This window comes from Enterococcus sp. FDAARGOS_375, assembly GCF_002393265.1.
Classification (GTDB): Bacteria; Bacillota; Bacilli; order Lactobacillales; family Enterococcaceae; genus Enterococcus_D; species Enterococcus_D innesii.
In genome coordinates, this window is record NZ_CP023515.1 from 21,560 (window position 1) to 48,108 (window position 26,549).

The 26,549-nt window shown below is 42.6% G+C and carries 29 protein-coding genes; 1 reads left to right on the forward strand and 28 read right to left on the reverse strand.

Annotation, left to right across the window (positions count from 1 at the left end; translation table 11 throughout):
- Positions 1-138: 138 nt before the first annotated feature.
- The 4 genes from galU to hprK form a co-directional block, all read right to left on the reverse strand.
- Complete coding sequence (gene galU / locus CO692_RS01040) at positions 139-1,056, reverse strand: UTP--glucose-1-phosphate uridylyltransferase GalU (protein WP_074931604.1); 918 nt, start codon at positions 1,054-1,056, stop codon at positions 139-141.
- Between the two features lie 17 nt (positions 1,057-1,073).
- On the reverse strand, positions 1,074-2,102 hold the full coding sequence (locus CO692_RS01045; RefSeq protein ID WP_096741301.1) for an NAD(P)H-dependent glycerol-3-phosphate dehydrogenase: 1,029 nt from the start codon (positions 2,100-2,102) through the stop codon (positions 1,074-1,076).
- A gap of 75 nt (positions 2,103-2,177) precedes the next feature.
- Entirely contained in the window at positions 2,178-3,008 is an 831-nt protein-coding gene (gene lgt, locus CO692_RS01050; RefSeq protein WP_005235390.1) for a prolipoprotein diacylglyceryl transferase, read from the reverse strand.
- A 14-nt stretch (positions 3,009-3,022) separates the two neighbouring features.
- On the reverse strand, positions 3,023-3,958 hold the full coding sequence (gene hprK, locus CO692_RS01055; protein ID WP_005235388.1) for an HPr(Ser) kinase/phosphatase: 936 nt from the start codon (positions 3,956-3,958) through the stop codon (positions 3,023-3,025).
- Between the two features lie 157 nt (positions 3,959-4,115).
- Between hprK and CO692_RS01060 the strand changes: the two genes are divergently transcribed.
- The gene (locus CO692_RS01060) at positions 4,116-5,816 is read left to right on the forward strand and encodes a M3 family oligoendopeptidase (RefSeq protein ID WP_096741302.1); all 1,701 of its coding nucleotides are present in this window, start codon (positions 4,116-4,118) and stop codon (positions 5,814-5,816) included.
- A 62-nt stretch (positions 5,817-5,878) separates the two neighbouring features.
- Here CO692_RS01060 and CO692_RS01065 read toward each other — a convergent pair whose 3' ends face one another.
- The 24 genes from CO692_RS01065 to CO692_RS01185 all read right to left on the reverse strand — a co-directional run bounded on the left by CO692_RS01065 (position 5,879) and on the right by CO692_RS01185 (position 26,522).
- Positions 5,879-6,238, reverse strand: coding sequence for a phage holin family protein (locus tag CO692_RS01065; RefSeq protein WP_005225788.1), 360 nt, complete (start codon positions 6,236-6,238; stop codon positions 5,879-5,881).
- Complete coding sequence (locus CO692_RS01070) at positions 6,238-6,546, reverse strand: PspC domain-containing protein (RefSeq protein WP_005225787.1); 309 nt, start codon at positions 6,544-6,546, stop codon at positions 6,238-6,240. Before CO692_RS01070 ends, CO692_RS01065 begins: the two co-directional genes overlap by 1 nt.
- 49 nt (positions 6,547-6,595) lie before the next feature.
- Positions 6,596-8,158, reverse strand: a complete 1,563-nt coding sequence (gene liaX / locus CO692_RS01075; RefSeq protein ID WP_086292175.1) for a daptomycin-sensing surface protein LiaX — start codon at positions 8,156-8,158, stop codon at positions 6,596-6,598.
- A gap of 532 nt (positions 8,159-8,690) precedes the next feature.
- Positions 8,691-9,368, reverse strand: a complete 678-nt coding sequence (gene phoU / locus CO692_RS01080) for a phosphate signaling complex protein PhoU (protein ID WP_008378477.1) — start codon at positions 9,366-9,368, stop codon at positions 8,691-8,693.
- 11 nt (positions 9,369-9,379) lie between these two features.
- Positions 9,380-10,138 carry a phosphate ABC transporter ATP-binding protein PstB gene (gene pstB, locus CO692_RS01085; protein ID WP_077454322.1) on the reverse strand — a complete coding sequence of 253 codons (759 nt, stop codon included), beginning with the start codon at positions 10,136-10,138 and terminating at the stop codon, positions 9,380-9,382.
- Positions 10,139-10,169: 31 nt separating this feature from the next.
- Positions 10,170-10,976 (reverse strand): phosphate ABC transporter ATP-binding protein PstB, encoded by an 807-nt coding sequence (gene pstB, locus CO692_RS01090; protein ID WP_005225783.1) that lies wholly within the window; start codon positions 10,974-10,976, stop codon positions 10,170-10,172.
- Positions 10,977-10,989: 13 nt separating this feature from the next.
- The gene (gene pstA, locus CO692_RS01095; RefSeq protein ID WP_077454323.1) at positions 10,990-11,874 is read right to left on the reverse strand and encodes a phosphate ABC transporter permease PstA; all 885 of its coding nucleotides are present in this window, start codon (positions 11,872-11,874) and stop codon (positions 10,990-10,992) included.
- On the reverse strand, positions 11,874-12,794 hold the full coding sequence (gene pstC / locus CO692_RS01100) for a phosphate ABC transporter permease subunit PstC (protein WP_077454324.1): 921 nt from the start codon (positions 12,792-12,794) through the stop codon (positions 11,874-11,876). The genes pstA and pstC overlap by 1 nt, the downstream gene beginning before the upstream one ends.
- 97 nt (positions 12,795-12,891) lie before the next feature.
- Entirely contained in the window at positions 12,892-13,746 is an 855-nt protein-coding gene (locus CO692_RS01105) for a phosphate ABC transporter substrate-binding protein PstS (RefSeq protein ID WP_086292174.1), read from the reverse strand.
- A gap of 398 nt (positions 13,747-14,144) precedes the next feature.
- Complete coding sequence (locus CO692_RS01110; protein WP_175632080.1) at positions 14,145-14,876, reverse strand: alpha/beta hydrolase; 732 nt, start codon at positions 14,874-14,876, stop codon at positions 14,145-14,147.
- A 96-nt stretch (positions 14,877-14,972) separates the two neighbouring features.
- Positions 14,973-16,646, reverse strand: a complete 1,674-nt coding sequence (recN, locus tag CO692_RS01115; RefSeq protein WP_096741303.1) for a DNA repair protein RecN — start codon at positions 16,644-16,646, stop codon at positions 14,973-14,975.
- Between the two features lie 15 nt (positions 16,647-16,661).
- Positions 16,662-17,111, reverse strand: a complete 450-nt coding sequence (gene argR / locus CO692_RS01120) for an arginine repressor (RefSeq protein WP_005235362.1) — start codon at positions 17,109-17,111, stop codon at positions 16,662-16,664.
- Between the two features lie 97 nt (positions 17,112-17,208).
- Complete coding sequence (locus CO692_RS01125) at positions 17,209-18,030, reverse strand: TlyA family RNA methyltransferase (RefSeq protein ID WP_077454328.1); 822 nt, start codon at positions 18,028-18,030, stop codon at positions 17,209-17,211.
- Positions 18,027-18,923, reverse strand: a complete 897-nt coding sequence (locus CO692_RS01130; RefSeq protein ID WP_096741304.1) for a polyprenyl synthetase family protein — start codon at positions 18,921-18,923, stop codon at positions 18,027-18,029. The genes CO692_RS01125 and CO692_RS01130 overlap by 4 nt, the downstream gene beginning before the upstream one ends.
- Positions 18,920-19,141, reverse strand: a complete 222-nt coding sequence (locus tag CO692_RS01135; protein WP_005235356.1) for an exodeoxyribonuclease VII small subunit — start codon at positions 19,139-19,141, stop codon at positions 18,920-18,922. The genes CO692_RS01130 and CO692_RS01135 overlap by 4 nt, the downstream gene beginning before the upstream one ends.
- A complete protein-coding gene (xseA, locus tag CO692_RS01140; protein ID WP_096741305.1) occupies positions 19,122-20,474 on the reverse strand; it encodes an exodeoxyribonuclease VII large subunit in 1,353 nt (450 codons plus the stop codon). The genes CO692_RS01135 and xseA overlap by 20 nt, the downstream gene beginning before the upstream one ends.
- Positions 20,475-21,326 carry a bifunctional methylenetetrahydrofolate dehydrogenase/methenyltetrahydrofolate cyclohydrolase gene (locus CO692_RS01145; RefSeq protein WP_077454331.1) on the reverse strand — a complete coding sequence of 284 codons (852 nt, stop codon included), beginning with the start codon at positions 21,324-21,326 and terminating at the stop codon, positions 20,475-20,477.
- A 293-nt stretch (positions 21,327-21,619) separates the two neighbouring features.
- Positions 21,620-22,084 (reverse strand): transcription antitermination factor NusB, encoded by a 465-nt coding sequence (nusB, locus tag CO692_RS01150; RefSeq protein ID WP_005235350.1) that lies wholly within the window; start codon positions 22,082-22,084, stop codon positions 21,620-21,622.
- On the reverse strand, positions 22,077-22,502 hold the full coding sequence (locus CO692_RS01155) for an Asp23/Gls24 family envelope stress response protein (RefSeq protein ID WP_005225770.1): 426 nt from the start codon (positions 22,500-22,502) through the stop codon (positions 22,077-22,079). Before CO692_RS01155 ends, nusB begins: the two co-directional genes overlap by 8 nt.
- A 209-nt stretch (positions 22,503-22,711) precedes the next feature.
- A complete protein-coding gene (locus tag CO692_RS01160; RefSeq protein ID WP_096741306.1) occupies positions 22,712-23,776 on the reverse strand; it encodes a M24 family metallopeptidase in 1,065 nt (354 codons plus the stop codon).
- Positions 23,777-23,990: 214 nt separating this feature from the next.
- Entirely contained in the window at positions 23,991-24,230 is a 240-nt protein-coding gene (locus CO692_RS01170) for a GlsB/YeaQ/YmgE family stress response membrane protein (RefSeq protein ID WP_005225767.1), read from the reverse strand.
- Between the two features lie 74 nt (positions 24,231-24,304).
- Positions 24,305-24,670, reverse strand: coding sequence for a DUF956 family protein (locus CO692_RS01175; RefSeq protein ID WP_005235348.1), 366 nt, complete (start codon positions 24,668-24,670; stop codon positions 24,305-24,307).
- A gap of 116 nt (positions 24,671-24,786) precedes the next feature.
- Positions 24,787-25,698: a PTS system mannose/fructose/sorbose family transporter subunit IID gene (locus CO692_RS01180; protein ID WP_005235347.1), complete on the reverse strand. Its 912-nt coding sequence runs from the start codon at positions 25,696-25,698 to the stop codon at positions 24,787-24,789.
- Between the two features lie 20 nt (positions 25,699-25,718).
- Positions 25,719-26,522, reverse strand: coding sequence for a PTS mannose/fructose/sorbose transporter subunit IIC (locus CO692_RS01185; protein WP_081118064.1), 804 nt, complete (start codon positions 26,520-26,522; stop codon positions 25,719-25,721).
- Positions 26,523-26,549: the final 27 nt, after the last annotated feature.

Genomic DNA, 26,549 nt, shown 5'->3' on the forward strand with positions numbered 1-26,549 from the left:
ACTTATATTAAGAATAGCATTTCACTGCACTTTCTACAAATAAAAGACTGCATTTTTAAGAAAATTATCCGCTTTCAACAGGAAATAATAAAAAAACAAAGCAATTTCATCAGAAATTGCCTTGTTTAGGAGTTTGTGTTATTTTTTTGACGCTTTCGGTGCTTCTTTGACTTCTTTTTGAGCTGGAGCTAGTTCTTTTCCTAACTCAATCAAATACTCTTTCAAGTTGTCTTTGACTTCAGGGTGCACTAAACCATATTCAATACTTGTTTTTAAGAAACCGAATTTGTCTCCTACATCGTAACGTTTGCCGGTAAATTGATGGGCAAAGACGCGTTGGGTTTTGTTTAATGTGTCGATGGCATCCGTCAATTGGATCTCGCCGCCAGCACCTGGTTCTTGATTGGCTAAAATATCAAAAATTTCAGGGGTCAGCAAGTAGCGGCCAATAATCGCTAAATCACTTGGCGCATTTTCTGGCGCTGGTTTTTCAACAAAGTTTTTGACATTGAACAAGCCTTTTTCAACTTCCATACCAGGATCAATGATTCCGTATTTTGATGTATCTTCATGAGGAACATCCATAACAGCGATCGTTGAGGCATGCGTTTTTTCATAATTATCGATCAGCTGTTTGGTCAATGGTACTTGATCTTCCATCAAGTCATCACCTAGCATGACCACAAATGGTTCGTTGCCAACAAACGCACGGGCTTGTAAAACCGCATGACCTAGTCCTTTCGGATGGGACTGACGAATGAAATGAAGATTTACGTCCGTTGTTTCTTCCACTAATTTTAAAAGCTCTGTCTTGCCTTTTTCTTTTAGATTCATCTCTAATTCTAAATTGGCATCGAAATGGTCTTCGATCGGACGCTTTGCTTTCCCTGTTACGATCAAAATATCTTCGATTCCTGATTGTAAAGCTTCTTCCACGATAAACTGGATCGTTGGTTTGTCAACGATCGGCAACATTTCCTTTGCCATTGCCTTTGTAGCTGGTAAAAATCGGGTACCTAGACCGGCTGCTGGGATAACTGCTTTTTTGACATTCATGTGACTCGCTCCTTTAATCATAATGATTGATCTACCGTAAATTCGTTTTCTTCTTTGCCGTCTCGCAGCATAATATCTTTCGCTGCTTGCTTGATGTCTTTGCCTTCATACAAGACCGAATAAATCGTTTCTGTGATTGGCATTTCCACCGACAAAGCTTCTGCTAATTCGCGGGCAGCTTTAGTGGTTGAAACTCCTTCAACGATCATCCCCATATTGTCTAACACTTCATCTAAGCTATGGCCTTTTCCTAATAGATTTCCGGCACGCCAATTCCGCGAGTGGACACTGGTACACGTAACGATCAAATCGCCAACCCCACTCAATCCGATAAAGGTTAAAGGATTGGCACCCATTGCCACACCAAGACGACTGATTTCTGCTAACCCACGGGTCATGATCGCAGCCTTCGCATCATCCCCAAAGCCCAGTCCAGCAATCGCACCGGCACCAATAGCGATGATGTTTTTCAAAGCGGCACCAGTTTCGACACCGATCACATCGTTATTGGTATAGATTCTAAAGTAATCATTCATAAACAGCTCTTGTACATATTTAGCAGCCGTTTCATTTTCTGAAGCTGCCGTGATCGTGGTGATATCATGGACAGCGACTTCTTCAGCATGTGATGGTCCTGACAGGACAACGATTTCTTGGCGTTTATCAGCTGGGATCTCTTCAGCAAGTACTTCTGAGATTCGTTTATGGCTGCCTTGTTCTAATCCTTTTGAGGCATGGATGATAACTGGTTTGCCGGTTGTCTTTTCAGCGAACTCTTGTGCCACGGCACGAATCGCTTTGGTTGGTACCACAAACAAGACAGCATCTGCTCCTTGGATCGCCTCTTCTAGATTTTTGCAGCCTAAGATATTTTCAGGTAATTTCAAATCAGGCAAATAATGCCGATTGGTATGATACGTATTGATTTCATCGATTTGGGCGGAATTGTTCCCCCAAATAGTCACTTCATGTCCATTTTCGGACAAGACTTGTGCCAAAGCAGTCCCCCATGATCCGGGACCTAATACGGCGATTTTCTGTTTCACTATGGAAACCTCCTCTATCCTTTTCGCAAATTCATGCACTTTATCATTTTACCATAATTTCAATAAAATAACTGTTTAGATAATCGTTTGGTTTTTGCCAAAGCTACGGTTGTAGTCTTTTAAGGTTTGGTTTTTCCGGCGCCAGATCAATAGTCCGATCGCTCCGAAGAACAATAATGCGGAAAGTGCTTGTGACACACGGATATCCCCAAATAAGTATAAACTATCGGTGCGCATTCCTTCAATAAAGAAGCGTCCGAATCCATACCAAATCAAGTAGCTTAAGAAGACTTCGCCTTCTTTTAATAACCCAGTTTTCTTACGCAAGAAGATCAAAACGATAAATCCAATCACGTTCCAAACCGATTCATAAAGAAAGGTCGGCTGCCGATACGCTTCATCGATATACATATTATCGATAATAAATTTCGGTATATACAAACTTTCTAAGAAGGAGCGGCTGACTTCAGCTCCAAATGCTTCATGGTTCATAAAGTTGCCCCAACGCCCGATTCCTTGTGCCAATAAAACACTTGGTGCGGCGATGTCTAAGAAGGTCCAGGGAGAAATAAAATTTCGTTGGCAGAAAAAGTACAGCCAGATCCCCCCGGCGATCAGAGCGCCGTAGATGGCGATCCCACCAGAGCGAATATTGAAAATTTGACTTGGGTCATCAATGTAGTATTGCAAGTCAAATAGAATATAATAAAGCCGCGCACCAATGATCGATACTGGCAATCCAATCAACATAAAATCAGTCACATCATCTGGCTTGAGCCCGACACGAACCGCTTCTCTCGTACTTAACCACATAGCAATGATCACGCCTGATACGATAATGATCGCATACCAATAAATCGGCAAACCAAATAGTTCAAATGCGACTCGATTTACTAAACCTAACATCTATCTTATCCTCTCTAGTTTCCAGAATTTTCTTCGATCAATTGCGTCAATCGATTTTCAAAGGTCTTCGTTGCATCGTAGCCCATCGTTTTCGCTCGGAAATTCATGGCAGCAACTTCGATAATAATCGCAACATTTCGACCCGTTTTTACCGGGATTTTGATTTGTGGTACATCGACGCCACCAATTTCAACCGTCGTATCATCGGTTCCTAGTCGATCATACTTTTTGTCTTTCGCCCAAGCTTCTAAATACACCGCTACTTGAACCTGCATATATCCTCGTACGGCACTGGCACCAAAAAGATTCATGACATCGATGATCCCGATTCCGCGGATCTCGATCAAGTGTTGCAAGATTTTCGGCGGTTCCCCCACCAAAGTCAATTCATCTTGCTTATACACATCCACCCGATCATCAGCAATCAACCGATGCCCACGTTTGATCAACTCTAATGCTGTTTCGCTTTTCCCAATTCCGCTATCGCCTTGGATCAAAACGCCTAAGCCATAGACATCCACTAATACCCCATGAACACTGGTTCTTGTTGCTAAACGCCCATCGAGAAAACTAGAAAGCTCTCCTTGCAGACGTGACGTTGAGATGGGCGAACGTAGAATCGTGATCTCATGTTCTTTGCAAGCTTGAATCATTTCCGCTGGTACTTCCAAGCCGCGAGAAACGATAAATCCAGGTGTATCATCGGCACACATTTTGCGCATCACCATCAAGCGTTCTTCTGGCATCATTCGTTCCGCAAAGGTGATCTCTTTGCTGCCGAATAATTGCAGACGATCATGGGAATAGTAATTAAAATAACCCGTCAATTCCAAACCAGGTCGGGAAATATCGCCGGTAATGATTTCTCTTTCTAAACTGTTTTCAGTTCCTTCCACTATCTCTAAATTTAAAGCCTCCGCCAGCTCGCTGACTTTGACGGTTTCTGCCATAGGTTTTCCCTCTTTTCTCAATGATTCTTGCCGCTGCTTCTTGTAAACGACACTCTGGTTCTATTTTATCATTCTATCAGTAAAGTTACTACCTTCGCCAATAGAAGTCCTCATTCTTTTTCGTTTGTGTTATTATTTTACTAAGGAGGGATTTTTAATGAAATTTTCAGCATACACGTATCAACGCCCTGATTTTCCAGTCTATCAAGAAACATTCAAAAAAGCCTTAGCAAACCTTCATTCAGCCGATACCTTCTCGGAGGCGAAGCAAGCACTTGATGCTTTGAACGAACTAAGAGGAACGATCGATACTGCAATGAACTTGGCTTCGATCCGCTATTCGATCGATACCAACGATGCCTTTTATGAAGCAGAAGATACTTTTTGGAATGAATACCAGCCTCATTTTGAAGCTCTGGATTTTCAATTCTATCAAGCACTCCTGGCTTCACCGGTCTTAGATGAATTAAAAGCCGAATATCCAGAAACACTTTTCTTGTTTGCCGAAAGCCGCGTGAAGCTTTTTGATGAGGCCTTGATCGAATTGTTTCAAAAAGAAAACCAATTGGCTTCCGATTACAGCAAATTGGTCGCTTCTGCCCAAATCGACTTCCAAGGAGAAACCTATACCCTCGCACAACTGCGACCATTTACCGAAAACAAAGATCGCGGTGTTCGAAAAGAAGCGTTTGAAAAACAAACGGCTTTCTTCACGGAAAATGAAGACCGTTTTGATCAAATTTATGACGAGATGGTCAAGGTTCGTACCGAGATCGCCCACAAGCTCGGCTTTGAAAATTATGTTGCCTTTGCGGATACCCAAATGAATCGTTGGGACTATGATCGTTCAATGATCGAGACCTATCGTCGGGAAATTTTAGAAAAAGTCGTCCCAATTACCCAAAAACTGTACCAAAGACAGGCGCAGCGTAACCAATTGACTCAGGCAACCTTTACCGACCTGCCGCTTGTTTATCCTAGTGGTAACGCAGAGCCTAAAGGAACTCCTGAAGAACTAGTAGAAAAAGCCCGTGTGATGTATCAGGAACTATCCCCTGAAACTGGCGAATTTTTTGATTTTATGGTCGAGCATGACCTACTTGATCTACTAAGCAAAAAAGGCAAACAATCTGGCGGCTACTGTACGTTTATCCAAGACTATCAATCGCCATTTATCTTTGCCAACTTTAACGGTACTTCTGGTGATGTCGATGTTTTGACCCACGAAGCTGGCCATGCCTTTCAAGCCTTTCGCTCTCGTTGGATCAAAGAACCGGAAATTTTGTTTCCAAATTATGAGTCTTGCGAGATCCATTCAATGTCGATGGAATTTATCGCCTGGCCATGGATGGATGCCTTTTTCGAAGAAGAAACAGAAAAATACAAATTCGCGCATCTTGCTAGTAGCCTGCAATTTCTGCCTTATGGCGTTTTAGTGGATCACTTCCAACAGGACGTTTATGAGCATCCCGAATGGTCACCAGCACAGCGCAAAGCTCGTTGGCGGGAATTAGAACGCCAATATTGCCCAGAACGGGATTATTCAGAATATCCAGACCTTGATCGTGGCTTGTATTGGTTTAGACAAGGGCATATTTTTGAATCACCTTTCTACTATATCGATTATACATTGGCGCAAGTGTGTGCATTCCAATTTTGGTATCGATTCATCGTGGCAAAAGACGAAACCGCTTGGCAAGATTATTTGGCCATCTGCGAAGTCGGCGGCACGAAAACATTCCTTGAGATCCTGGCTCTTGCTCATTTGCGTTCACCTTTTGAAAAAGGAGCGCTTGATGAAACGTTACAGGCAGTAGATACGTACCTGGCAGCCATCAAAGAAGAACAGTTAAACTAAAAAAAGACGTTTCCGTTTCTCCACTAGCTTCTTAGTTAGTGGAGAAAACGTGAAACGTCTTTTTAACGTGAATATTTTTCGATATGGTGTTCGGTCACGATCATATTGATTACTGACATGATCAACGCCACTAAGAGCGCAGCCCCAAACGAGGAGAAGCCGAAGTTGGCTGACCCAACAAAATACGAAGTCAAATTCAGCATGAGCGCATTGATCACAAAAGTGAAGAAACCAAGCGTCAGTAAAGTCAATGGAAATGAAATGACGATCAGAATTGGTTTAATCAAAGCATTCAGAATCGACAGTACGAAACTGGCGATCACTGCAGTCATAATGCTTTGAACGTGGATCATATTTGGTAATAGAACCGCCAATGTGACAAACGTCAGTGTATTCATGATAAGCCGTTGAAAATAAGACACTAGAAGTCACTCCAGTCCTCATCCTCCACCTTTTCCGCTTCTTTACGGGGACGATTTGCTTCATTGTATTTGTTTTGTTTGTAGTAGTGATTGTCGTGGCCATATCCTGAGGTGCTCTTGCGTCCTGAAGGAATCAAGACCGCCATGATGATATATAAAGTGATTCCAGGGAACCCAGCAGTCACTAAAGATAGAAAGACATAGATCACGCGAACGATGGTTGGATCGATTCGCAAGTATTCTGCCAGACCCCCTAGAGTACCTGTAATGACAACGTTATTGGCTGATTTTGTTAATTTTTTGTTCATTTATCTACACCTTCCTTCTTTTCTTTAATGAGTGTAAACCCAGCGATTCTTATTTGTCTGTATCTTTGATAAAGACATTTCCTGTTGTTGTGGATAGATCGATTTGTGCGACTTTATCGGCAACCCGACGGAATTGCAATAGTTGGTTTAGGCGTTCTTTTTTCTCACGCACAACTTCCATCTCGCTTAAACGATTGTTGATGCTACCTAAACTTGTTTTGGCGATCCCTTCAAAACCGATTCCTGTCGGTAATGCTACTTTGACATTCCCATTTACAGAGCTGGCGTTTAATTTTTGGACCGTTTCTTCTTTGTAGGTCACACGGATATTTCCGTTTACTAAAGAAATACCGGTGTTTTGTGGCGTTGCTGTCAACGTAACGTCGCCGTTCACCGTTTCGATGATGGCATCTAAAATCTCACCATCTTGAACAGTGATCGTTCCATTCACGCCTTCAATCTCTAACATCGATGCATTTACTTTGCGGAAATCGATATTGCCGTTTGTTGACTTTGTATAAACATCTTTCGCATCTAATTCATTGAATGTAACATTGCCGTTCAATAGTTTTACTGCCACATGATCATAGGTACGTTTTGGCAAGTAGAAAACGAGATCGGCACGAATGCGTTTGTTGGGAATTTGGAAAGAGATGCGTTCATCATCAACATTGATTTGGCTTCTTGCTTCAAAAGCATCGAAAGGCTCCGCCGCATCCATTTTACCATATAGTTTGATTTTGGCATCTACTTTGACACCTGGTTCATCCCATAATTGGAAGGAAACATTGCCGTTTGCTAATTTCACATCGATCAATGTCGCTGCCGTTTCGTCATAGCTGAATGTATGCTCAAATTTTGTCGCTGCAACACCGGGAACTTTTAAGTTGATGTCTTTCCATTCCATGTTGTCATTGACTGACTCTGTCACTGCCCGAACCGTTTTCTTCAAGAAATGTCCGAAGTGTGTGCTGGCATCGACCATTTTTTCACTTACTTGATTGATAGTATCGGTCGCTTGTTCTTTCCAATCTTCTGGAATATCTAATTTTTGAGAGATTTTCTCTTTCGTTTGAGACCATTGGTCTTTACGAATATTTTTTAGTTTAGCTTCCAATTCTGCTTTTTCTTCGGTTAAACCATCTAAGGTTTCTTCTAAGCCAGTAATGGTCGCTTCTGTTTCATGACGTGTTGCCAATTCATCTTCTGACAATTGATCCAATTCTTCTTTGGTGTTCAATTGCATCAGTGTTTCTTGTGCTTCTTTTAATTCTTCTTTGACACCAAGAATTTCAGCATTGATTTCGTCCAACTCAGCAGATGCTTGGTTGGCTTCTGTTGCTAAGCCATCGAGAATCTTTTCAAGATTTTCTTTGTCTTGCGCTTCGTTTTGACGAAGCTTTTCTTCGCCGTCAAACGTGAACATCTCATCGTTATTTTCAGTATCATCAAATGGGCTTGTCGCATTCTTATCCGCGGTTACCTCAGCAGCAGCTTTGTTAATTTGTTTTTCGTCTTTGGCTTTTGCCATACCTTCTAGTAAATCTAAGGCTTCTTCTGTAGAAAGCACACCTTTTTTTACTAGATCCAATATACGTTCTCTTTCGTTCATGGAAATTGCCTCCTTCAGCAAATGTGTGATTGCAAGTTTAGCTTACGAACCTATTATGCCTTGTTTTTGCGAAAGTGTCATAGGTCTTAAGTACCAAGTTTTTCTCAATCTGCAGATTGGCAAGCAGAACCGGCACTTCTTCTTGATTACTTTAGGCAGAAAACGATCTTCCTTATCTTAACAGTACCACGAAAAACCATTGGAAACAAAAGTTTCAGCTAGTAACAACTCTGAGGAATAAAACTGCTACTGTGAAGGATTTTCGAGGTCATTCACAACAGTTTTTTCCGCTGTTGGCCGCTACTCAATCAATAATCGACTTTTCAATGCATGGAAGGTCAAAAGCATGCTTACTTCTGTAACTCTTAGTAAAAAACTAACGATCCTTTTCAATGAATCATAATCATCCGTAGCACTTGCTTCACATCAAAAAGACCGCCGAGAGAAGTTGTTTCCCGAAGGTCAACTTCTTTCGACGGTCCGTCCCATCTCTAATAAAAGAGATAAGTGATCAAGAATCTAAGCTGGTTTCTTAGATCATTTCCGTACGGTTGGTATTCAATTCACTGATTTTCCCAGTAGCAAGATACACGATCCATTCACAAATATTCGTTACGTAGTCACCGATACGTTCTAGGTACTGAGCAACAGATAAATAGTCGGTTCCACTAACAACGGTTTCCGGATTTTCTTTCATACTCTCGATCGTTTTGTAATAGATATCTTTGTAATACTCATTGACCCGATCATCCATTTGGGCGATCATACGGGCATCTTCTTGGTCGGTTTTTACATAGGCAACTAAAACATTATCGACCATTTTCTTGACATAATCCGACATATCAGAAATTTCTTTTTCGATTTCGGCGATCCGTGTTTCACCTTTGACCCGAATCGTTGACTTCGCGATCGATACTGCATGGTCTCCCATTCGTTCCAAGTCAGAGCTGGCTTTCATTACAGTAATGATCATTCGTAGATCGGTGGTTACTGGTTGTTGCAAAGCAATCATTTCAAAGCTCTTTTTCTCCAAACGAACTTCCATATTGTTGATCGCCAAATCATTTTCGATCACTTCTTGAGCAATTGCTTTATCATGTCTAACATATGCTCGTACGGATTTGTGGATCGCACTGCTGACTAGCATACCCATCTCATAAAATTGATTGTGTAGATTTAATAATTCTTCTTCAAACTGTGTACGCAACATCCCTTTTCCTCCTAACCAAATCTTCCTGAGATATAATCTTCTGTTTCTTTTTTGCTTGGACTTAGGAACACTTTTTTCGTGTCATTGAACTCGATCAAGTTGCCGTCCAAAAAGAACGCGGTTTTATCTGAGATTCTTGAAGCTTGTGACATGTTGTGAGTCACGATGATCATGGTATAGCGTTCTTTCAGTGCCAAAAGGGTATTCTCGATTTTCCCAGATGAAATTGGGTCTAACGCACTGGTTGGTTCATCCAGCAAAATGATTTCTGGATCGACAGCCAATACCCGAGCGATACATACCCGCTGCTGTTGTCCACCGGATAAAGATAGCGCACTTTGGTGAAGCTTATCTTTGACATCTTCCCAGACAGACGCTGCTTTCAGGCTTTCTTCCACTGTTTTATCAAGAATCGCTTTGTCGGTGACTCCTTTTAATTTTAACCCATAAATCACATTTTCGTAAATTGAAAAGGGAAATGGATTCGGTTGTTGAAAAACCATCCCGATTTCTTTACGCAAATCAACGATGTCTTGCTTCGGACTATAAATGTCTTTCCCTTTATAGACAACACTTCCTGTAATTGTCACACCAGGGATCAAATCATTCATTCGATTAAGAGAACGCAAGTAGGTCGATTTCCCACAACCTGAAGGACCGATCATCGCAGTGATCTCGCCTTGTTTAATGGAAAGGTCGATTCCTTTTAATGCTTCTTTTTTTCCGTAGTATAAATGCAGATCTTTCGATGTAATAATTTCTTCTGCCATTGTTTTGCCTCCGTTTACTGATCGAATCGGCTCAGCCAAAGTGACCGGATACGTAATCTTCTGTTGCTTTAATTTTTGGACGAGTAAATATCTTACGGGTCTCATCGTACTCGATCGCATTTCCTAAGTAGAAAAAGGCAGTATAATCGCTGATCCGAGCAGCTTGCTGCATGTTGTGGGTCACGATGATGATTGAATAGTCGTTTTTCAAGTTGATGAGGGTTTCTTCCACTGTCCCGGTCGAGATGGGGTCAAGGGCGCTGGCTGGTTCATCTAGAAGTAAGATATCTGGTTTCATCGCAATTGCTCGAGCGATACACAGACGTTGCTGCTGCCCACCAGATAATGCCAAAGCACTTTTGTCTAAACTGTCTTTTACTTGGTCCCAAAGAGCCGCTTGTTTCAAGCTGGTTTCGACTGCTTCATCCAATTTCTTTTTGTTTCTTTCTCCATGACGACGTAAAGCAAAGGCAATATTGTCATAGATCGATTTACTGAAAGGATTTGGTCGTTGGAAAACCATGCCGATCCGCTTGCGCATTTCGAAGACATCGACTTCTTTTGTGTTGACGTCGACTCCTTTATACATGATGTTTCCTGTGACTCTCGTGTTTGCGATCCCATCATTCATTCGATTCAAAGAACGCAGATACGTTGATTTTCCGCAACCGGAAGGTCCGATCAATGCGGTGATTTTATTTTTTTCAAATTGTAGATCAATGCCTTTGATGGCTTCATTTGATCCATACCATACATGCAAGTCAGTGGTATAAAGCGCCACGTCTTCTGGTTTATCGAAGGTAATGATATTTCGATCGTCCCAATTGTAATCGTTCATACTGTCATTCTCCTTATGCTGACGTCATTTTCTTGTACAACCGTTTGCCAGCTGCACGGGCGCCAAAGTTAAATAGCAAGACGGCAATGATCAATACCGCCGAAGCCCCGGCTGAAACTTGAGCGCCATCAGGCATCGTACCTTCTGTATTGATTTTCCAAATATGGACTGCTAGCGTCTCCGCTTGTCGGAAAAGACCGATCGGGCTGGAAACACTCAATGGATTCCAGTTTGTAAAATCAAGGGCCGGTGCACTTTGTCCTGCAGTGTAGATCAGCGCTGCCGCTTCACCAAAAATCCGACCAGAACTTAGAATGACCCCAGTCAAAATCCCTGGTGTTGCTTCTGGAACAATAATGCGTGTGACAGTTTCCCAACGTGATAAGCCTAAAGACAAGCCCGCTTCACGCTGCGTGTAATGAATCGCTTGTAGAGATTCTTCCACATTTCTCGTCAATAGTGGCAAATTAAAGAAAGTCAATGCCAAAGCACCTGAAATGATTGAAAAGCCATAACCAAACTGGATAACAAAGACTAAGAAACCAAAGAGACCGACAACCACAGAAGGCAGTGAACTCAAGATTTCGATTGATGTCCGAATGATATCCGTCAACCAGTTTTTCTTTGCATATTCGGATAAGTAGATCCCTGCTCCTAAAGAAATCGGGAAGCTAATGATCATTGTTACTAAAAGCAAGTAAAGGGAATTGAACAATTGGATGCCGATCCCGCCACCTTCTTGGTACGCTTTTGAAGAAGAAGTCAGAAACTCCCAATTGATATGGGGAACCCCCCGAACCAAAATGTACAGTAATAAGGAAGCCAAAATCAATACAATGATTCCAGCAACGGCATACAAGACGCCGGTAGCAATTTTATCTGAACGTTTCGCATTCATTATTTCAAGGCTCCTTTCTTCCCAATAAAGCGAATCACAATGTTAAACAGTAAGGACATCAATAACAAGATCAAGGCTAATGACCACAAGACATTATTTTGGACTGTCCCCATGATCGTATTTCCGATACCCATCGTTAGGATAGAAGTCAATGTTGAAGCTGGTGTCACTAAGCTAGTTGGCATCAATGCCGCATTACCGATAACCATTTGGATCGCCAATGCTTCCCCAAATGCGCGAGCCATTCCGAAAACAACCGCTGTTAAAATACCAGGAACAGCTGCTCGTAGAACCACTTTGTAAATCGTCTGCCAGCGCGTTGCACCTAAAGCTAACGAAGCTTCACGGTAATGCCGAGGGACTGCCCGCAGCGCATCGACCGTCATCGTAGTCACTGTCGGTAAGATCATGATAAACAGGACAAAGGTCCCCGCCAAGATCCCAAAACCAGTACCGCCAAAAACGGAGCGGACTGCTGGTACAACGACAGACAAACCGATGAAACCATAAACAACTGAAGGGATACCGACTAAAAGTTCGATGACCGGCTGCAAGATCTTCTCTCCATTACGAGGTGAGATTTCTACCATAAAGACGGCTGCACCAATGGCAAAAGGTGTTGCAACGATTGCTGATAGGAACGTTACGAAGAACGAACCAAGAATCATCGGTAAAGCACCAACTAAAGGTTGGCCATCAGGACCAACAGCACTTGGATTCCATTGGGTACCAAACAAAAAGTCAAACACATTGACTTTGTCTACAAAGAATGTCGCTAATCCTCGGCTAGCAACGAAATAAAAAATGGAGATCACAACCAATACAATCAACGCGATACATAGAAAGCTGACCAGCTTTCCTCTTTGCTCCATTCTTGCGCGCTTAGATTTTTTTGTTAACACTTCTTTTACATTTTCCACGAGGGTTCCTCCTCAAAAATCAAACTAAACTCATAACCATTAGTTTATCGGTTCAACATCAATTTCTGTTAAAGCTTGTGTAAATTTTGTGTAAAGATTATTCGACAATGTTGCCTTCCCAGTCTCTTTCCACCTGCATGATCGAGATTGGAATATAGCCTAGATCGCCAACGATATGCTCTTGGACTTCGTCAGAAAGCATATATTCTAAAAACTCAGCAGTTAATCCGGTTGGTTCTCCTTTTGTATACATATGCTCATACGCCCAAACTTTCCAATCATTCGTCGTCACATTTTCAATCGTAGGTTCAACACCATCTATTGAAAGGACATTGACTTCATCGGTCACATAAGAAAATGCAACGTAGCTAATAGCCCCTGGTGTATCAGAAACGATCGAGCGAACCATCCCACTAGAATCTTGCTCTTGGGAAGGAATTGCTGTTTCACCATCCATGATCCATTTTTCAAACGTACTTCTCGTACCACTACCTGTCGCCCGGTTCAATAAAACAATGGGTAGATCATTGCCGCCGACTTCGCTCCAATTGGTGATCTTTCCTAGGAAGATATTTTTTAAATCTTCTGTAGAGATATCTGTGATCCCGACCCCTTTGTTAACGATCGGTGTGATACCCACCGTTGCGACCCGGTGGTCAACGAGGGCATCCGCATCGATTCCCGGCTTTTCTTCTGCAAACAAATCAGAATTCCCGATATCGACTGCACCTGCTTGGACTTGACTTAATCCAGTTCCGCTTCCGCCCCCCTGGACATTAATGAACCGTCCCGGATTTGAGTTTTGAAATTCTTCCGCAACTGTTTCTACGAGTGGCTGCAAGGCAGAAGACCCGACTGCTGTGATCGATTCTCCTCGATCTGCCCAGCTTGCACATCCTGAGAGTAAAATAACCAATCCGATGATAGGACTTAGAAGTTTTAATTTTTTCATCATAACGCTCCTTGTACTTTCGAAAGTCATTGATTGTAAAAATCAATTATTTTCATTTTACCATTAGTTGAATTTAATGAAAATTATTATTTGCTTTTTTTTCTGGGACTACGATTGTCCGTTTATTTAAAACGCTTTTTTTCTTTTACAAAATAACTGTTTTGTAAATAAAATGACAGGATTTCTTAATTAAATTACGTGCATCATGAACGTGTACTATGCTATACTGTGAGAGGAAACGTATTTTAAAAGAACATAATTATTAATCTTGCTTCCCCAATCAAGTACAATATGTTGTTATGTTCAGCGTTTTCACGATTTCATCAACATTTCCCCAAAATGTCTGTTGAATCGAAACGGCAGAAAGAAGCATTTCTATGCATCTTCTGCCGTCTTTTTTACTCTAATTCACTTAACCATGATGCCATCTGCTCAATGATGGCTTTTTGCTGTGCTTCATTTGATAAATCAGCAGCTGCTTCTCCTTTTTGTAACCCATAAGTACCAAAGCCAGCATGATTGCCGCCTTCAATTGTTTCGAAGATGGTCGAATCTGGTAGGAAGCTGCGGGCGGCTTGCCAATTTTCTTGATTTACTACTTGATCTTGACTACCTGATAGTGACAACACAGAAATCGATTGATCAGCTAACGAACCTTTTTCATCGGGATAACTTGCAAAGAAAAAGACCCCTTTTAAATCCTTGTCATTTGCGGCCAACTGATTCGCTGCAAAACGGCTTGCCATGACGCCACCTAATGAATGACCACCTATCACATAGGAGTCATGGGGAATTTCTTTCAAAACCGCTTCTGCACGATTGCCTGCTAAAACAGCCATGTTAAAGGGCATTTTAACGATCGCGACAGGATAGCCTTTTTCAGCTAAACCTGCTGCCCATACACTATAGCTTTCCGCATCGACAAGCGCACCAGGATAGAAAATAACCAATGGCTTTTCTTCATCTCCAGCAAAATAAAGGACATTTCCCTCATCATCTGCCTCTTTCGCAGCTGTAACTGCAGCATCCACTGCGGGGTAATGGAGTTGTTGCCAACCGACCCAACCGGCAATAGTTAAAATAACAACGGTGATCAATACACCGATCAAAACTTTTGTTCTTTTTCTCATCATATCCTCCTGCAAAAAAGAAGATCAGGAAAGGATGACAGACGAAACTTACGGGCCCATCATCTCCTGACTCTTTTTACGAATGTTTCCCAATTTTTATCGGTGTGCCAGTGCCAATAGTTCTCGTGCATGTTCGATCGTTAAATCGGTGATTTCTGCACCTGAGAGCATACGGGCAATCTCTGCCACTCGTTCTTCTTTAGATAGTTTACGGACATGGGTTTCCGTCCGTCCTTCTTGAATTGCTTTTTCAATAAAATATTGATTATCCGCTACAGCAGCTACTTGCGGCAAGTGAGTGATACACAAAACTTGCGAATTGGCTGCGATCTTGGCGATTTTTTCGGCGATCGCCTGAGCTACTCGGCCACTAACCCCAGTATCCACTTCATCAAAGACAATGCTGGTGATTCCTTGTTTCCGAGAGAAAATTGATTTGAGAGCCAGTAAGATCCGTGAAAGTTCTCCCCCAGAAGCAACCCGCACTAACGGCTTCATGCCTTCACCGGGGTTGGTGGTCAGATAAAACTCCACAGTATCAAAGCCGCTGCTACTCAATTGTTTTGAGCCAGGTGCGAACCGTACTTCAAACTGCGCGTGTTCCATATACAGCTCTTTTAACTCTTGAACGATTTCTTTTTCTAAACGATGAGCCAATTCACGACGTTTGACGTGCAAGGCTTCCGCCAGCTGCCAAACTGCTTCAGCTTTTTGGGCAAGCTCTTCTTCTAATTGCTCCAACTGACCTTCCGTATAGGCTGATTCGCTGATTTCTTTACTGATCTCATCATAATAAGCTAGGATCACAGGAATCGACTCCCCATATTTGCGCTTCAATTGACGAATCGTTTCCAGCCGTGAAATGACTTCTTCCAGTCGGCCTTCATCTAATTCAAGGTTGTCGACTTGTCGCGAAATATCGGTGGCTGCATCTTGCAACAAGTAATACGCGCTTTGGATCGCTTCACTGATTTTTTCATACGCAGGATCAAGATGGGCGATCGACTGGATCTCTGACAATGCCACACTGACCCCATCTAAACTATTGACTTCCTCAGCTGATAGAGCACCATAGCTTTGTCCCAAGGCATCCACGATTTTTTGATAGTTCGTGAGTTTTTCCCGTTCGTCGATCAGCAGTTCTTCTTCGTTTTCCATCAATTCGGCTTGGGCGATCTCTTCTTGTTGAAAACGCAGCATGTCCATTCGCTGCACATAGAGCTGTTCATTTTCTTGAATGGTTCGGACATGTTTTTCTAAGGAGCAATAGCTTTGATAGGCTTGACGGTAATCCGCAAGTTCCGCTTTAAAGCTATCATCCCCAAATCCATCCATCAATGCCAAATGTTTTTCCGGTTGCAGCAGCTCTTGATGCTCATTTTGTCCTTGGATATCGACTAAGAATAAACCGATTTGACGCAAAACCGACAAGGTAACGGTTCGACCATTGACACGACAAATATTTTTCCCCGATTGAGAGATATCTCGTTGTACGATCAAAACTTCTTCTTCATCAATACCTAAATCTGCGGTCAACTCTTTGAACTCCTGCTGATTCGGCCATTCGAAGATCCCTTCTAAACGACATTTCTCTGCTCCTTGACGCAAATAGTCGCTGGAACCTCTACCGCCTGCTAGCAAACCCATCGCATCGATAATAATTGATTTCCCGGCACCTGTCTCACCTGTCAGTGCCGTCATTCCCTCATGGAAAGATAAGTGCAAGTTGGAAATAATCGCAAAATTTTGGATCGACAATTCTAAAAGCATCCCTTGCCTCCTCTTCTAAACGTAACGTTGGAAATCCCTGAATAGGTTCTCAGTATCTGCTTCTGTTCTAGTGATCATCAAGACGTTGTCATCATCGTTTAACGTGCCAAATAATTCCTTGGCATAACGTTTATCGATTAAATTCGCCAAAGCCGAGGCATTGCCGGGCAGTGTGCGCAGGATCACAAATTTGTCCATTCGATCGACAGAAACAAACGCCGTTTTTAGGATTTTATCTAGTTTACCACTCACGTCTTCCGTTGTCTCTTGTGGAATACTATAGCGATAGCCGCCTTTTTGGGAAGGAACTTTCACTAACTTCAATTCCTTGATATCCCTTGATATGGTTGCTTGTGTGACTGAGACGCCGCGATCTTTTAACAACTCGACAAAATCTTCTTGTTTCTGAATATCTTGTTCACTTAACAATCGTGTAATCAAGCGATGCCGTTCTTTTTTTCTCATCTCTTGTTCCTCCTGAATGAATTCCTACTAATTTTATCCTATTTTGCGCAAGAAAGAAAGAGAGCCGACAAGTAAAATGTCCACTCTCTTCCATTCTTTATTTTGGTTGATGAAAGGTCTCATGTGCTGATGCAACAACTTTCGGGATATCGATCCCTGCTGCGGTACCTTCTTGTAGGCTTTTCTTTAAATGTACGATAAACTCGATATTCCCTTCGCCGCCAGTGATGGGTGAAAAACTTAGATTTAATACATCAAATTTTGTTTCTTGCGCAAAGGTGAGTACTTCCTCCAACACTCGTTCATGGGTTTTGGGATCACGTACGATCCCGTTTTTCCCCACCGCTTCTTTACCTGCTTCAAACTGGGGCTTGATCAGCGCCATCACTTCGCCGCCCGCTACCAAAATATCATACAGCGGGGGTAAAATCAGTTTAAGTGAAATAAAAGAAACATCGATCGTAGCGGCTTCAGGAAGACCGTCTAAGAAATCAGTGGGTTTTGCATAACGAAAGTTGACCCGTTCCATTACGATCACTCGCTCATCTTGCCGCAGCTTCCAGGCTAACTGATTGTAACCGACATCTAGTGCATAGCTTTTTTTGGCACCATTTTGCAACGCTGCATCGGTAAAGCCGCCGGTGGAAGCGCCGATATCTAACATGATTTTATCGGTTACGTCAAAATCAAAGACTTTGAGCGCTTTTTCTAACTTGAGACCACCACGAGAAACATACGGCAGCTTCTTGCCTTTGATCTGTAACAGTGTATCTGCAGCAATTTTTTCTCCCGGTTTATCAAGTCGTTCATTATTTTTTTCTTTGTAAACCAATCCAGCCATCACTCCTCGTTTGGCTTGCTCGCGAGTCTCAAACAGGCCTTGCTGGACAGCTAAAACATCTACTCGTTCTTTCTTCATGCGTTCCCTCGAATCTCAAATCTTTCCACAAATGCCAATAAAACATCCGGTGTAAATTGACCGTATTGACTTAATTGCGCCAGAATTTCTTTAGCCTTGGATAATTCCTCTGTCAACGCTTGCTGCGCCCCTGCTAAGCCAAGCAAAGCAGGATAGGTACTTTTCGCCAACTCGTCATCTCGACGGACAACTTTTCCTAGCTCTTCGGTCGTGCTAGTAGCATCCAACAGATCATCGCGAATTTGAAAGGCTAACCCAATATGCTGGGCAAAGCGATCCAATTCTTGCAGAACTTCTTCCGTCTGGTCGGCTAAGACACCACCGGCAATCACCGCAAAGCGAATCAATTCGCCGGTTTTCCGTTCGTGAACAAACATCAGTTCCTCAAGACTAAGGGCTTGGTTTTCTCCTTGAATATCAGCTGCTTGGCCGGCGACCATGCCTTGTGTTCCCGCCGCTTTGCTTAACTGCTGTAGCAATAAGACTTTTTGATTGGCTTCGATTTCCGCCATAGCGACTAATTGAAACGCAGCTGTCAAAAGACCATCTCCAGCTAAAATCGCTAAAGCTTCACCAAAAACCTTATGGTTGGTGGGTTTGCCTCGGCGCAGATCATCGTTGTCCATAGCAGGCAGATCGTCATGGATCAGCGAATAGGTATGCACCATTTCTAAGGCTGCCGCACACTGGTACACCGCGGTATTGATAGGTTTGTGAAAAGCGGCGACTGTTGCAGCCAATAAAAGCGGACGAATGCGTTTGCCGCCGGCTTGGATCGAATACTGCATGCTTTCAAACAATCGTTGATCAGAGGTGTGTTCTTTGACAAAGCGTTCCATGACTTCTTCAATCAAAGAGGCGTGCGCTTTTGTGAATTCGGTTAAGGCACTCATTGGTTTTCCTCTTCAAAAGGCACTTCTTCGTTGGATTCAGTCATCATTTTTGTTAAGGACTTTTCCGCTTTACTCAAAGTATCCTTGCATTGCTTGCTCAAAACCATGCCTTTTTGAAAAGCATCTAACGCTTCTTCCAATGGAACATCGCCTTGTTCCAAACGGGTTACGATTTGTTCTAATTCTTGTAATGATTCTTCAAATGTTGGATTTGCCATGATTAACTCCTTCTGTACTAATAACTTCGACAAGTGCTTGGCCATCTTGGTAATGGATCGTCAACTGATCTTCTGGCTCGATCGCATCAATCGATTTGATCACCTGCTCATTTTTCGTGGTATAGCTGTAGCCCCGACCCATGATTTTTAGTGGGCTTAGCAAATCAAGGGATTGGACTGCATTTGCAAATTGATTTTCTTTTGCTGCATAGATATCTTTCATGGCTTTGGTTAAGCGTTGGGAAAGATAACTGACCTCTTGGTTGCTGGCTTGTAATCGCGCTTTTGGTTGTTGTTGTGCCAACCGTGAAATCAATTGCTGTGCATGGCGATCCTTGTCATAAAGCAAAGTTTGTAAGCCTTGCTGCATCCGCTGCTGCAACTGATCGAGTTTGATCGACTGTGCCTCATACAAGCGCTCTGGTTGACGAAAAACATACGATCCAATCACTCGCTGATAGCGTTCTTGTTTGTACTGGATCTGGTGCATAAATGCTTGCTCTAATCGGGCTTGTCTTTCTTCGATCCGCAAAATCTCCTCCGACAGCACTGGCACCGCTAATTCGGCAGCGGCGGTCGGGGTTGCCGCCCGCACATCCGCCACTAAATCGGCAATCGTCGTATCGGTTTCATGCCCCACTGAAGAAATAATGGGGGTTTTTGCATCAAAAATGGCTCTTGCCACTCGTTCTTCATTGAAAGGCCAGAGGTCTTCGATCGATCCACCCCCACGTCCGATGATCATAGTATCAAAGGTCCCATCGGCTTCGACTCGTTGGATATTTTTCACCACATCATCCGCAGCTTTGTTGCCTTGTACCACGGTTGGGTACAAAACGATCTGAGCAATGGGGTAACGCCGCTGGGTCGTCGTGATGATATCTCTGATCACCGCCCCACTAGGACTGGTCAAGACTGCGATGCGTTTCGGGTATTTCGGCAATGACTGCTTCGGTGCAGAAAATAATCCTTCCCCTGCCAATTTCTGCTTTAATTGTTCATAGGCTTGATAAAGAGCACCGACACCGTCTGGTTCCATGTGATCGATCACCATCTGGTAATTTCCGCTTGCCTCATACAAAGTGATACGTCCGACCGCCATGACTTTCATGCCCTCTTCTGGTTGAAAGCGCAGCTTGTCAAAAGCGCCTTTGAACATGACGGTCGAAATTTTTGCTCCATCATCTTTCAAACTAAAGTATTGGTGATTGGGGCGACGACGAAAATTAGAGATCTCCCCCGTCAAATAAACCCGCTCTAGATACGGATCGACGTCAAACTTACGCTTGATATATTTTGTTAATGCGGTCACCGTTAAATATTCTTGCGCCATTTAGTTTTTCATTGTCTCCTTTGCTGCCTCGATCGTTTGGGCCATCAACATCGTGATCGTCATTGGTCCTACACCTCTAGGTACTGGGGTGATATAGCTAGCGATCGGTTCAACTTCATCAAATTTGACATCACCGATCAACTTGCCATTGGCATCCCGATTCATTCCTACATCGATCACCACAGCCCCTTCTTTTACGAAGTCTTTTGTGACAAAATGACCGCGGCCGATCGCCACGACTAAAATGTCCGCTTGCTTCGCTAACTCAGGCAGATTTTTGGTTTTTGAATGAGCGATGGTCACAGTGGCATTTGCCCCTAAGAGCAAGTGCGCCATTGGTTTTCCGACAATGTTGCTGCGACCGATCACTAAGGCATTTTTCCCTTCCAATTCGATCCCATACGCAGCAAACATTTTCATGATGCCATAAGGGGTACAAGGAATTCGGTCAGGTACACCGGCAAATAATTTTCCTAAATTGATTGGATGAAAGCCGTCGACATCTTTTTCTGGTTTGATGGCTAACAGTACTTTTTCTTCATTGATATGTTTTGGCAAAGGAAGTTGAACCAAAATGCCATGAAAGGCGTCATCGTTATTGAACTGTTCGATTTCTGCTAATAATTCTGCCTCGGTAATGGATTCAGGATAGCGGGCAACACGGGAATTAATGCCGATTTTCGCCGCAGCTAGTTCTTTATTTTTCACATAAGTCTGACTTGCTTTGTCTTCTCCAACAAGCAAAACAACTAATCCCGGTGTCACACCTTGCTCTTTTAGTGATGCTGTCTCTGAAAGAAACGCTGCTTGCATTTTTTCAGCCAATTCTTTTCCATTGATCAATGTACCCATTCTGACAACTCCTCCAACCTGATTATACTGACTTAGTTTGTAAAAAGAAACGCACCAATCGTTTGTCGATCTGCTTCTTCATGTGTTCTATCATAGCATTTTCTGAAAAGAAAAACACCGTCTAACGCTCCCTTTTTTCGGAAAATACGAGGGTAAACCGACAAAGTATGTGCGAAAAAACCGAACGATCAAGCAAGACCGTCAAAACAAGGCGGTTGCTCATAAATCGTTCGGTTTCTGACTCGATCGAAAAAAAGCTGTGCTTTTTTGATCGATATGGTTAGGGCTGAAAATTACTCACTTACTTGGTTGTTTTTTGTTTCTAGCTCTTGATTGACTGTCGATAAAATACCGTTGACAAACTTTCTTGACTGATCGTCACTAAAGGTTTTCGCTAATTCGATCGCTTCATTCAAAGCCACACGATTCGGCACATTATCCACATAGATCATTTCATACAAAGCAATTCGTAAAATCGTCACGTCCATTTTTGATAAACGCTGGATTTTCCAACCGGCTTTTAAATGACTTTGAATGACTTCATCCAAAGCTTCTTTGTAATGACAAACACCTGCCACTAATTGATCTAAATAAACAGGCACAAAATGCTCTTGTTCTTCATCAATCAATTCATGGTGTTCCAACTCGATGGCATGCATGATGGCATCTTGTTTCGTTAAATCTTTGTTAAAGTCTAGTGGAAATAAAGCTTGTAACGCCATTTTCCGTATTTCATGCCGTGATAATTCTTTACTCATTTTCTTCCTCGTCGTTTCCAAATAATTCTTCGATGTCTGGTAAATCAACTTTTTCTGGCACGACTGCCACAACATGAACATTTACTTCAGCCAGTTGTACATCTGTCATAAATAAGACTTGCTGTTTGACCCGTTCTTGGATCTCCATTGCCACTTTAGGCACTGACATCCCATAAGTGATATAGCAGTAGATATCCACTTTGATCCCTGTTTCATCGATCGTTAAGTAGACCCCTTTGCCATGAGCTGCGCGACCTAATAATTCAGTGACACTATTTGCCAGTGTTCCTCGCATCCCATAGACACCTTCAACTTTAGAAGCAGCGATCCCAATAATGATCTCGATCACTTCTGGCGCGATGACGATCTCGCCTAATTCAGGACTTGCATTTAATACAAGGTTTTTATCTTCATTCATACGTTTTTGCCTCCATTCTAAACAGCTGTACCGTCTGGTTTGTAAAAAAATCGCTCGGTTTTTCCGTTTGAAGCAAACCAACGCTTGATTCAATCAATAACATCCATGGCACAGTGTTTCTTCTCGCTCTAAGTTTATCATTTTCTGCACTGAGAATCTATAATAACCCACTATTCTCAATGAATTTTCTGAAAAACAAGGTCGATGAATCAGAGAATGATCAATTCTTTCGGTGAATGTGTCAACACTTTATTGCCCGTTTCGGTGATCAAAAGATCATCTTCGATACGAACGCCGCCAATTCCTGGAAGATAGATTCCTGGTTCATCTGTAATGACGTTTCCGACAACAAATGCTTTATCAGCGCGGAAAGATACATTTGGTCCTTCGTGGATCTCTAAACCAATCCCATGACCTGTTGAATGTCCAAAGGCATCTCCGTAGCCAAAGGAAGCAATGTGATCCCGAGCGATCGCATCTAGTTCAATTCCGGTCATTCCAGGTTTTGCTGCTGCCAAGACTTTTTCTTGTGCTTCAAGTACGATTTGATAGATTTCCTTCAATTTATCGCCAGGATCGCCTACTGCAAAGGTTCTAGTCATATCAGACACATAGCCTTGATAATAACAGCCAAAGTCTAACGTGATCAGATCACCTTGTTCGATCACTTTTTCACTGGCAACTCCATGGGGCATTGCTGAACGCAGACCACTAGCCACGATCGTTTCAAAAGATACACTTGTGGCACCTAATGAACGCATAAAGAAATCTAACTGATTCGCCACTTCGATTTCGGTCATTCCTGGGCGGATCATTTTCAAAATATGTTCAAATCCTTGATCGGCGATATGGCAGGCTTGTTGGATCAATGCGATCTCTTCCTCATCTTTGACTTCCCGCAAAGCCTCGATCATCCCCGATACAGGGGCTAGTGATGATTCCTCGATCAAGTCTTCTAAGATGGAGTATTCAGCAAAGCTGACGAAACTTTCTTCAAATGCTAAGACATTGATTTCTTCATTCTGGCAGATGGTTGCAACTTCTTCAAAAATCGGCCCGCTATTTTTTACGATCTCAAATCCTTGGGCTTGAGCAGCTGCTTGTTCTGTATAACGAAAATCTGTTACAAAAAAGGCTTTGTCTAACGTAATGACTGCTAAACCAGTTGTACCAGTAAAGTTTGTCAAGTAACGCAAATTGTATGGGCTGGTGATCAAGAACCCATCAATCGAATCTTTTCTCATTGCTTCGCGTAATTTTTCGACTCTTAACATGTATCGTTCCCTACTTTCTTTTTCTATACGATAGTATTATAACAAACTTCCAGAAAAAGCGGAAAGTAAGCGAAAAGTTTTCTAAAAAATCAAACAATACGAATGAAAAGAATGGTATTTTAAAAAGACTCTAGTTTACTCTCTCGTTACTCTCTTCTAGATAGCTTCAATGCACAAAAAAAGCAACCCAGTCGATGGATTGCTTCTTTGATAATTATCTTTTACGTCCCAAAAAGAACGATACGACTGCCACGAAAATGACTGCGCCAATGATTGCCGGCACGATTGCCATTCCTGCCACTTGTGGTCCCCAAGTGCCGAATAAGCCTTGTCCGATTGATGCGCCCACAAGTCCTGCCACGATATCAAAAATGCAACCGCGTTTTTCTCCTGCGATAGCACCGCCGATCGACCCGATGACCGCTCCCACGATCAATGTCCATAAAAAGTGCATAATAACCCCTCCTAAACTTTCTTATAAAAAGGGTAACACATTGAGAATCAATTGGAAAAACATATGCTCTCTTGTTATTTTCTACGGGTAATTGCCCGTTTCAAGATATCGAAAAAGCCAAGAGAATGGACCATATGATCTGGGTCAACGTATTCGCGAATTGCCCGCAGAACTTTTTTTGGTTCTTTTGATGAGAAGGTATACGTCCCATTCTTTTTGGTCCGAATCGCATAACGTGGGATCCAACGTCCTTTGAACAAGACCGAAGCGATCACATAGTCGACGTCTTCCCAAGGAATTTGAATAAACTTGCGTTTGTCACGATCATTGTAAAACTCAAAGGCATTATCGCCGATCATGATTTTGCCGTATTCATTGATACCTAAAAAAGACGTAGCATCGATCGTCAAATCAACTTTTGTATTAAGGGATTGTACCATTTGCGCTTACTCCATTCTATATCGTCTTATTGTTACCTATTATACGTGTTTGCAGCATATTTGGCGAATAAATAAAAAGATGCTTGGGTTTCCCCAAGCACCTATCATTGAAAAGATTATAACAATCCGATCAAGTGTCCACCGATACCGACTAAGAATAGACCGATAATAATGACGATTGGAGAAACTTTTTTCTTCAATAACCACATACATAACAAAGTAAGCAATAGTGCAGCTAAACCAGGAATCAATTGATCCAAGTTGTTTTGCAATGTTGTTACTTTTGTATCAGTCAATGCACGGCCTTCAGCTACTTGTTGGAAGGCTTGTTGCAAACCAGCTGAACCGGAAGGCAAGTTTGCCCAGTCGACATAGGCACCTTCATCAAGCGGTACGCTTGAGACAACTGGTGCAAAGGAAATCGATACCCAACGTTGAACAAGTGACCCTAATACGAACATCCCTAAAATAGAAGCACCTTTTGTTACATCTTGTAGCAAACCACCTGAAAGGTCATCAGTGATTTTAGAACCAGCACGGTAGCCGAATTCTTGTGTGTACCACATAAATGCCCAACGGATGATGTTCCAAGCAACGAAGAAGATGATTGGGCCTAAGATGTTTCCGCCTAAAGCAAGAGAAGCACCTAATGCACCTAACATCGGACGGACAGTAAACCAGAACACAGGGTCACCGACACCGGCTAAAGGACCCATCATCCCAACTTTTACCCCTTGGATCGCTACGTCATCGACAGGCGCGCCATTGGCACGTTCTTCTTCTAACGCTAGTGTTACACCTAAGATTGGTGATGCGATATATGGGTGAGTATTAAAGAATTCTAAGTGACGCTTCAAAGCAGCGGCACGGTCTTCTTTTGTTTTGTATAATTTTTTGATTGCTGGAATCATTGAGAATGCCCAACCACCATTTTGCATACGTTCATAGTTCCATGAACCTTGAATGAAGGTAGAGCGCCATGCTACGGCTAAACGATCTTTTTTATTTAATTGAATTTTTTCTGCCATTTTTTTCTCCTCCTTCGATTCTAATAGTCATTCAAGATATCGCCTAGAGGGTCGCCAGTGTTGCTGCCGCCGCCTCCATTTGATGATCCACCCATTTTAGTTAGGTTCAAGTAGATCAATGCGATTGCTACTGCCAAGGCACCGATAGCGATCAATGTCAATTCAGAGATAGCTGCGATAACGAAACCGATAATAAAGAATGGCCATACTTCGCGAGTTGCCATCATGTTGATAACCATTGCGTAACCAACGGCAACAACCATACCACCACCGATAGCCATACCATCAGTCAACCATGCAGGCATTGATTCTAAGAAGTTTTGAACAGTTGCAGCAGGGATTGCCAACAATGCAGCTGCAGGAATCGCAATACGAACCCCTTGCATACATACAGCGATCACGTGCCACATTTCAATTTTACGAATGTTGCCTTCTTCAGCAGCCGCATCCATAAAGTGAACGATTGGCACAGCCAATGTACGAACGATCATTGTCAAGAACAAACCAGCAACAGCTAGAGGGATTGCAACGGCAATCGCTGTATCAACACCAGCAGTTCCTTGTCCACCTAAAACTAAAATAATTGCAGATGCAACAGACGCCAATGCAGCATCAGGTGCAACAGCGGCACCGATGTTTGCCCATCCAAGTGCGATCATTTGTAATGATCCGCCCAAAATGATACATGCTTCCAAATTACCGGTCACTAAACCGATCAAAGTACACGCGATTAGCGGTTGATGGAATTGGAATTCATCCAAGATCCCTTCCATACCAGCTAAAAAGGCAACGAGTACTACTAATACCATAGATATAATAGTCATGATAGACCTCCTATTTAGTTGAATACG

Excerpts from the sequence above, each read along its gene's own strand:
- galU (WP_074931604.1), bottom strand. The coding sequence starts at position 1,056 with ATGAATGTCAAAAAAGCAGTTATCCCAGCAGCCGGTCTAGGTACCCGA.
- lgt (WP_005235390.1), bottom strand. The coding sequence starts at position 3,008 with ATGTTAGGTTTAGTAAATCGAGTCGCATTTGAACTATTTGGTTTGCCG.
- hprK (WP_005235388.1), bottom strand. The coding sequence starts at position 3,958 with ATGGCAGAAACCGTCAAAGTCAGCGAGCTGGCGGAGGCTTTAAATTTA.
- CO692_RS01060 (WP_096741302.1), top strand. The coding sequence starts at position 4,116 with ATGAAATTTTCAGCATACACGTATCAACGCCCTGATTTTCCAGTCTAT.
- CO692_RS01070 (WP_005225787.1), bottom strand. The coding sequence starts at position 6,546 with ATGAACAAAAAATTAACAAAATCAGCCAATAACGTTGTCATTACAGGT.
- liaX (WP_086292175.1), bottom strand. The coding sequence starts at position 8,158 with ATGAACGAAAGAGAACGTATATTGGATCTAGTAAAAAAAGGTGTGCTT.
- phoU (WP_008378477.1), bottom strand. The coding sequence starts at position 9,368 with ATGTTGCGTACACAGTTTGAAGAAGAATTATTAAATCTACACAATCAA.
- pstB (WP_077454322.1), bottom strand. The coding sequence starts at position 10,138 with ATGGCAGAAGAAATTATTACATCGAAAGATCTGCATTTATACTACGGA.
- pstB (WP_005225783.1), bottom strand. The coding sequence starts at position 10,976 with ATGAACGATTACAATTGGGACGATCGAAATATCATTACCTTCGATAAA.
- pstA (WP_077454323.1), bottom strand. The coding sequence starts at position 11,874 with ATGAATGCGAAACGTTCAGATAAAATTGCTACCGGCGTCTTGTATGCC.
- CO692_RS01105 (WP_086292174.1), bottom strand. The coding sequence starts at position 13,746 with ATGAAAAAATTAAAACTTCTAAGTCCTATCATCGGATTGGTTATTTTA.
- CO692_RS01110 (WP_175632080.1), bottom strand. The coding sequence starts at position 14,876 with ATGAGAAAAAGAACAAAAGTTTTGATCGGTGTATTGATCACCGTTGTT.
- recN (WP_096741303.1), bottom strand. The coding sequence starts at position 16,646 with ATGCTTTTAGAATTGTCGATCCAAAATTTTGCGATTATTTCCAACTTG.
- argR (WP_005235362.1), bottom strand. The coding sequence starts at position 17,111 with ATGAGAAAAAAAGAACGGCATCGCTTGATTACACGATTGTTAAGTGAA.
- CO692_RS01125 (WP_077454328.1), bottom strand. The coding sequence starts at position 18,030 with ATGAAGAAAGAACGAGTAGATGTTTTAGCTGTCCAGCAAGGCCTGTTT.
- CO692_RS01130 (WP_096741304.1), bottom strand. The coding sequence starts at position 18,923 with ATGAGTGCCTTAACCGAATTCACAAAAGCGCACGCCTCTTTGATTGAA.
- CO692_RS01135 (WP_005235356.1), bottom strand. The coding sequence starts at position 19,141 with ATGGCAAATCCAACATTTGAAGAATCATTACAAGAATTAGAACAAATC.
- xseA (WP_096741305.1), bottom strand. The coding sequence starts at position 20,474 with ATGGCGCAAGAATATTTAACGGTGACCGCATTAACAAAATATATCAAG.
- CO692_RS01145 (WP_077454331.1), bottom strand. The coding sequence starts at position 21,326 with ATGGGTACATTGATCAATGGAAAAGAATTGGCTGAAAAAATGCAAGCA.
- nusB (WP_005235350.1), bottom strand. The coding sequence starts at position 22,084 with ATGAGTAAAGAATTATCACGGCATGAAATACGGAAAATGGCGTTACAA.
- CO692_RS01155 (WP_005225770.1), bottom strand. The coding sequence starts at position 22,502 with ATGAATGAAGATAAAAACCTTGTATTAAATGCAAGTCCTGAATTAGGC.
- CO692_RS01160 (WP_096741306.1), bottom strand. The coding sequence starts at position 23,776 with ATGTTAAGAGTCGAAAAATTACGCGAAGCAATGAGAAAAGATTCGATT.
- CO692_RS01170 (WP_005225767.1), bottom strand. The coding sequence starts at position 24,230 with ATGCACTTTTTATGGACATTGATCGTGGGAGCGGTCATCGGGTCGATC.
- CO692_RS01175 (WP_005235348.1), bottom strand. The coding sequence starts at position 24,670 with ATGGTACAATCCCTTAATACAAAAGTTGATTTGACGATCGATGCTACG.
- CO692_RS01180 (WP_005235347.1), bottom strand. The coding sequence starts at position 25,698 with ATGGCAGAAAAAATTCAATTAAATAAAAAAGATCGTTTAGCCGTAGCA.
- CO692_RS01185 (WP_081118064.1), bottom strand. The coding sequence starts at position 26,522 with ATGACTATTATATCTATGGTATTAGTAGTACTCGTTGCCTTTTTAGCT.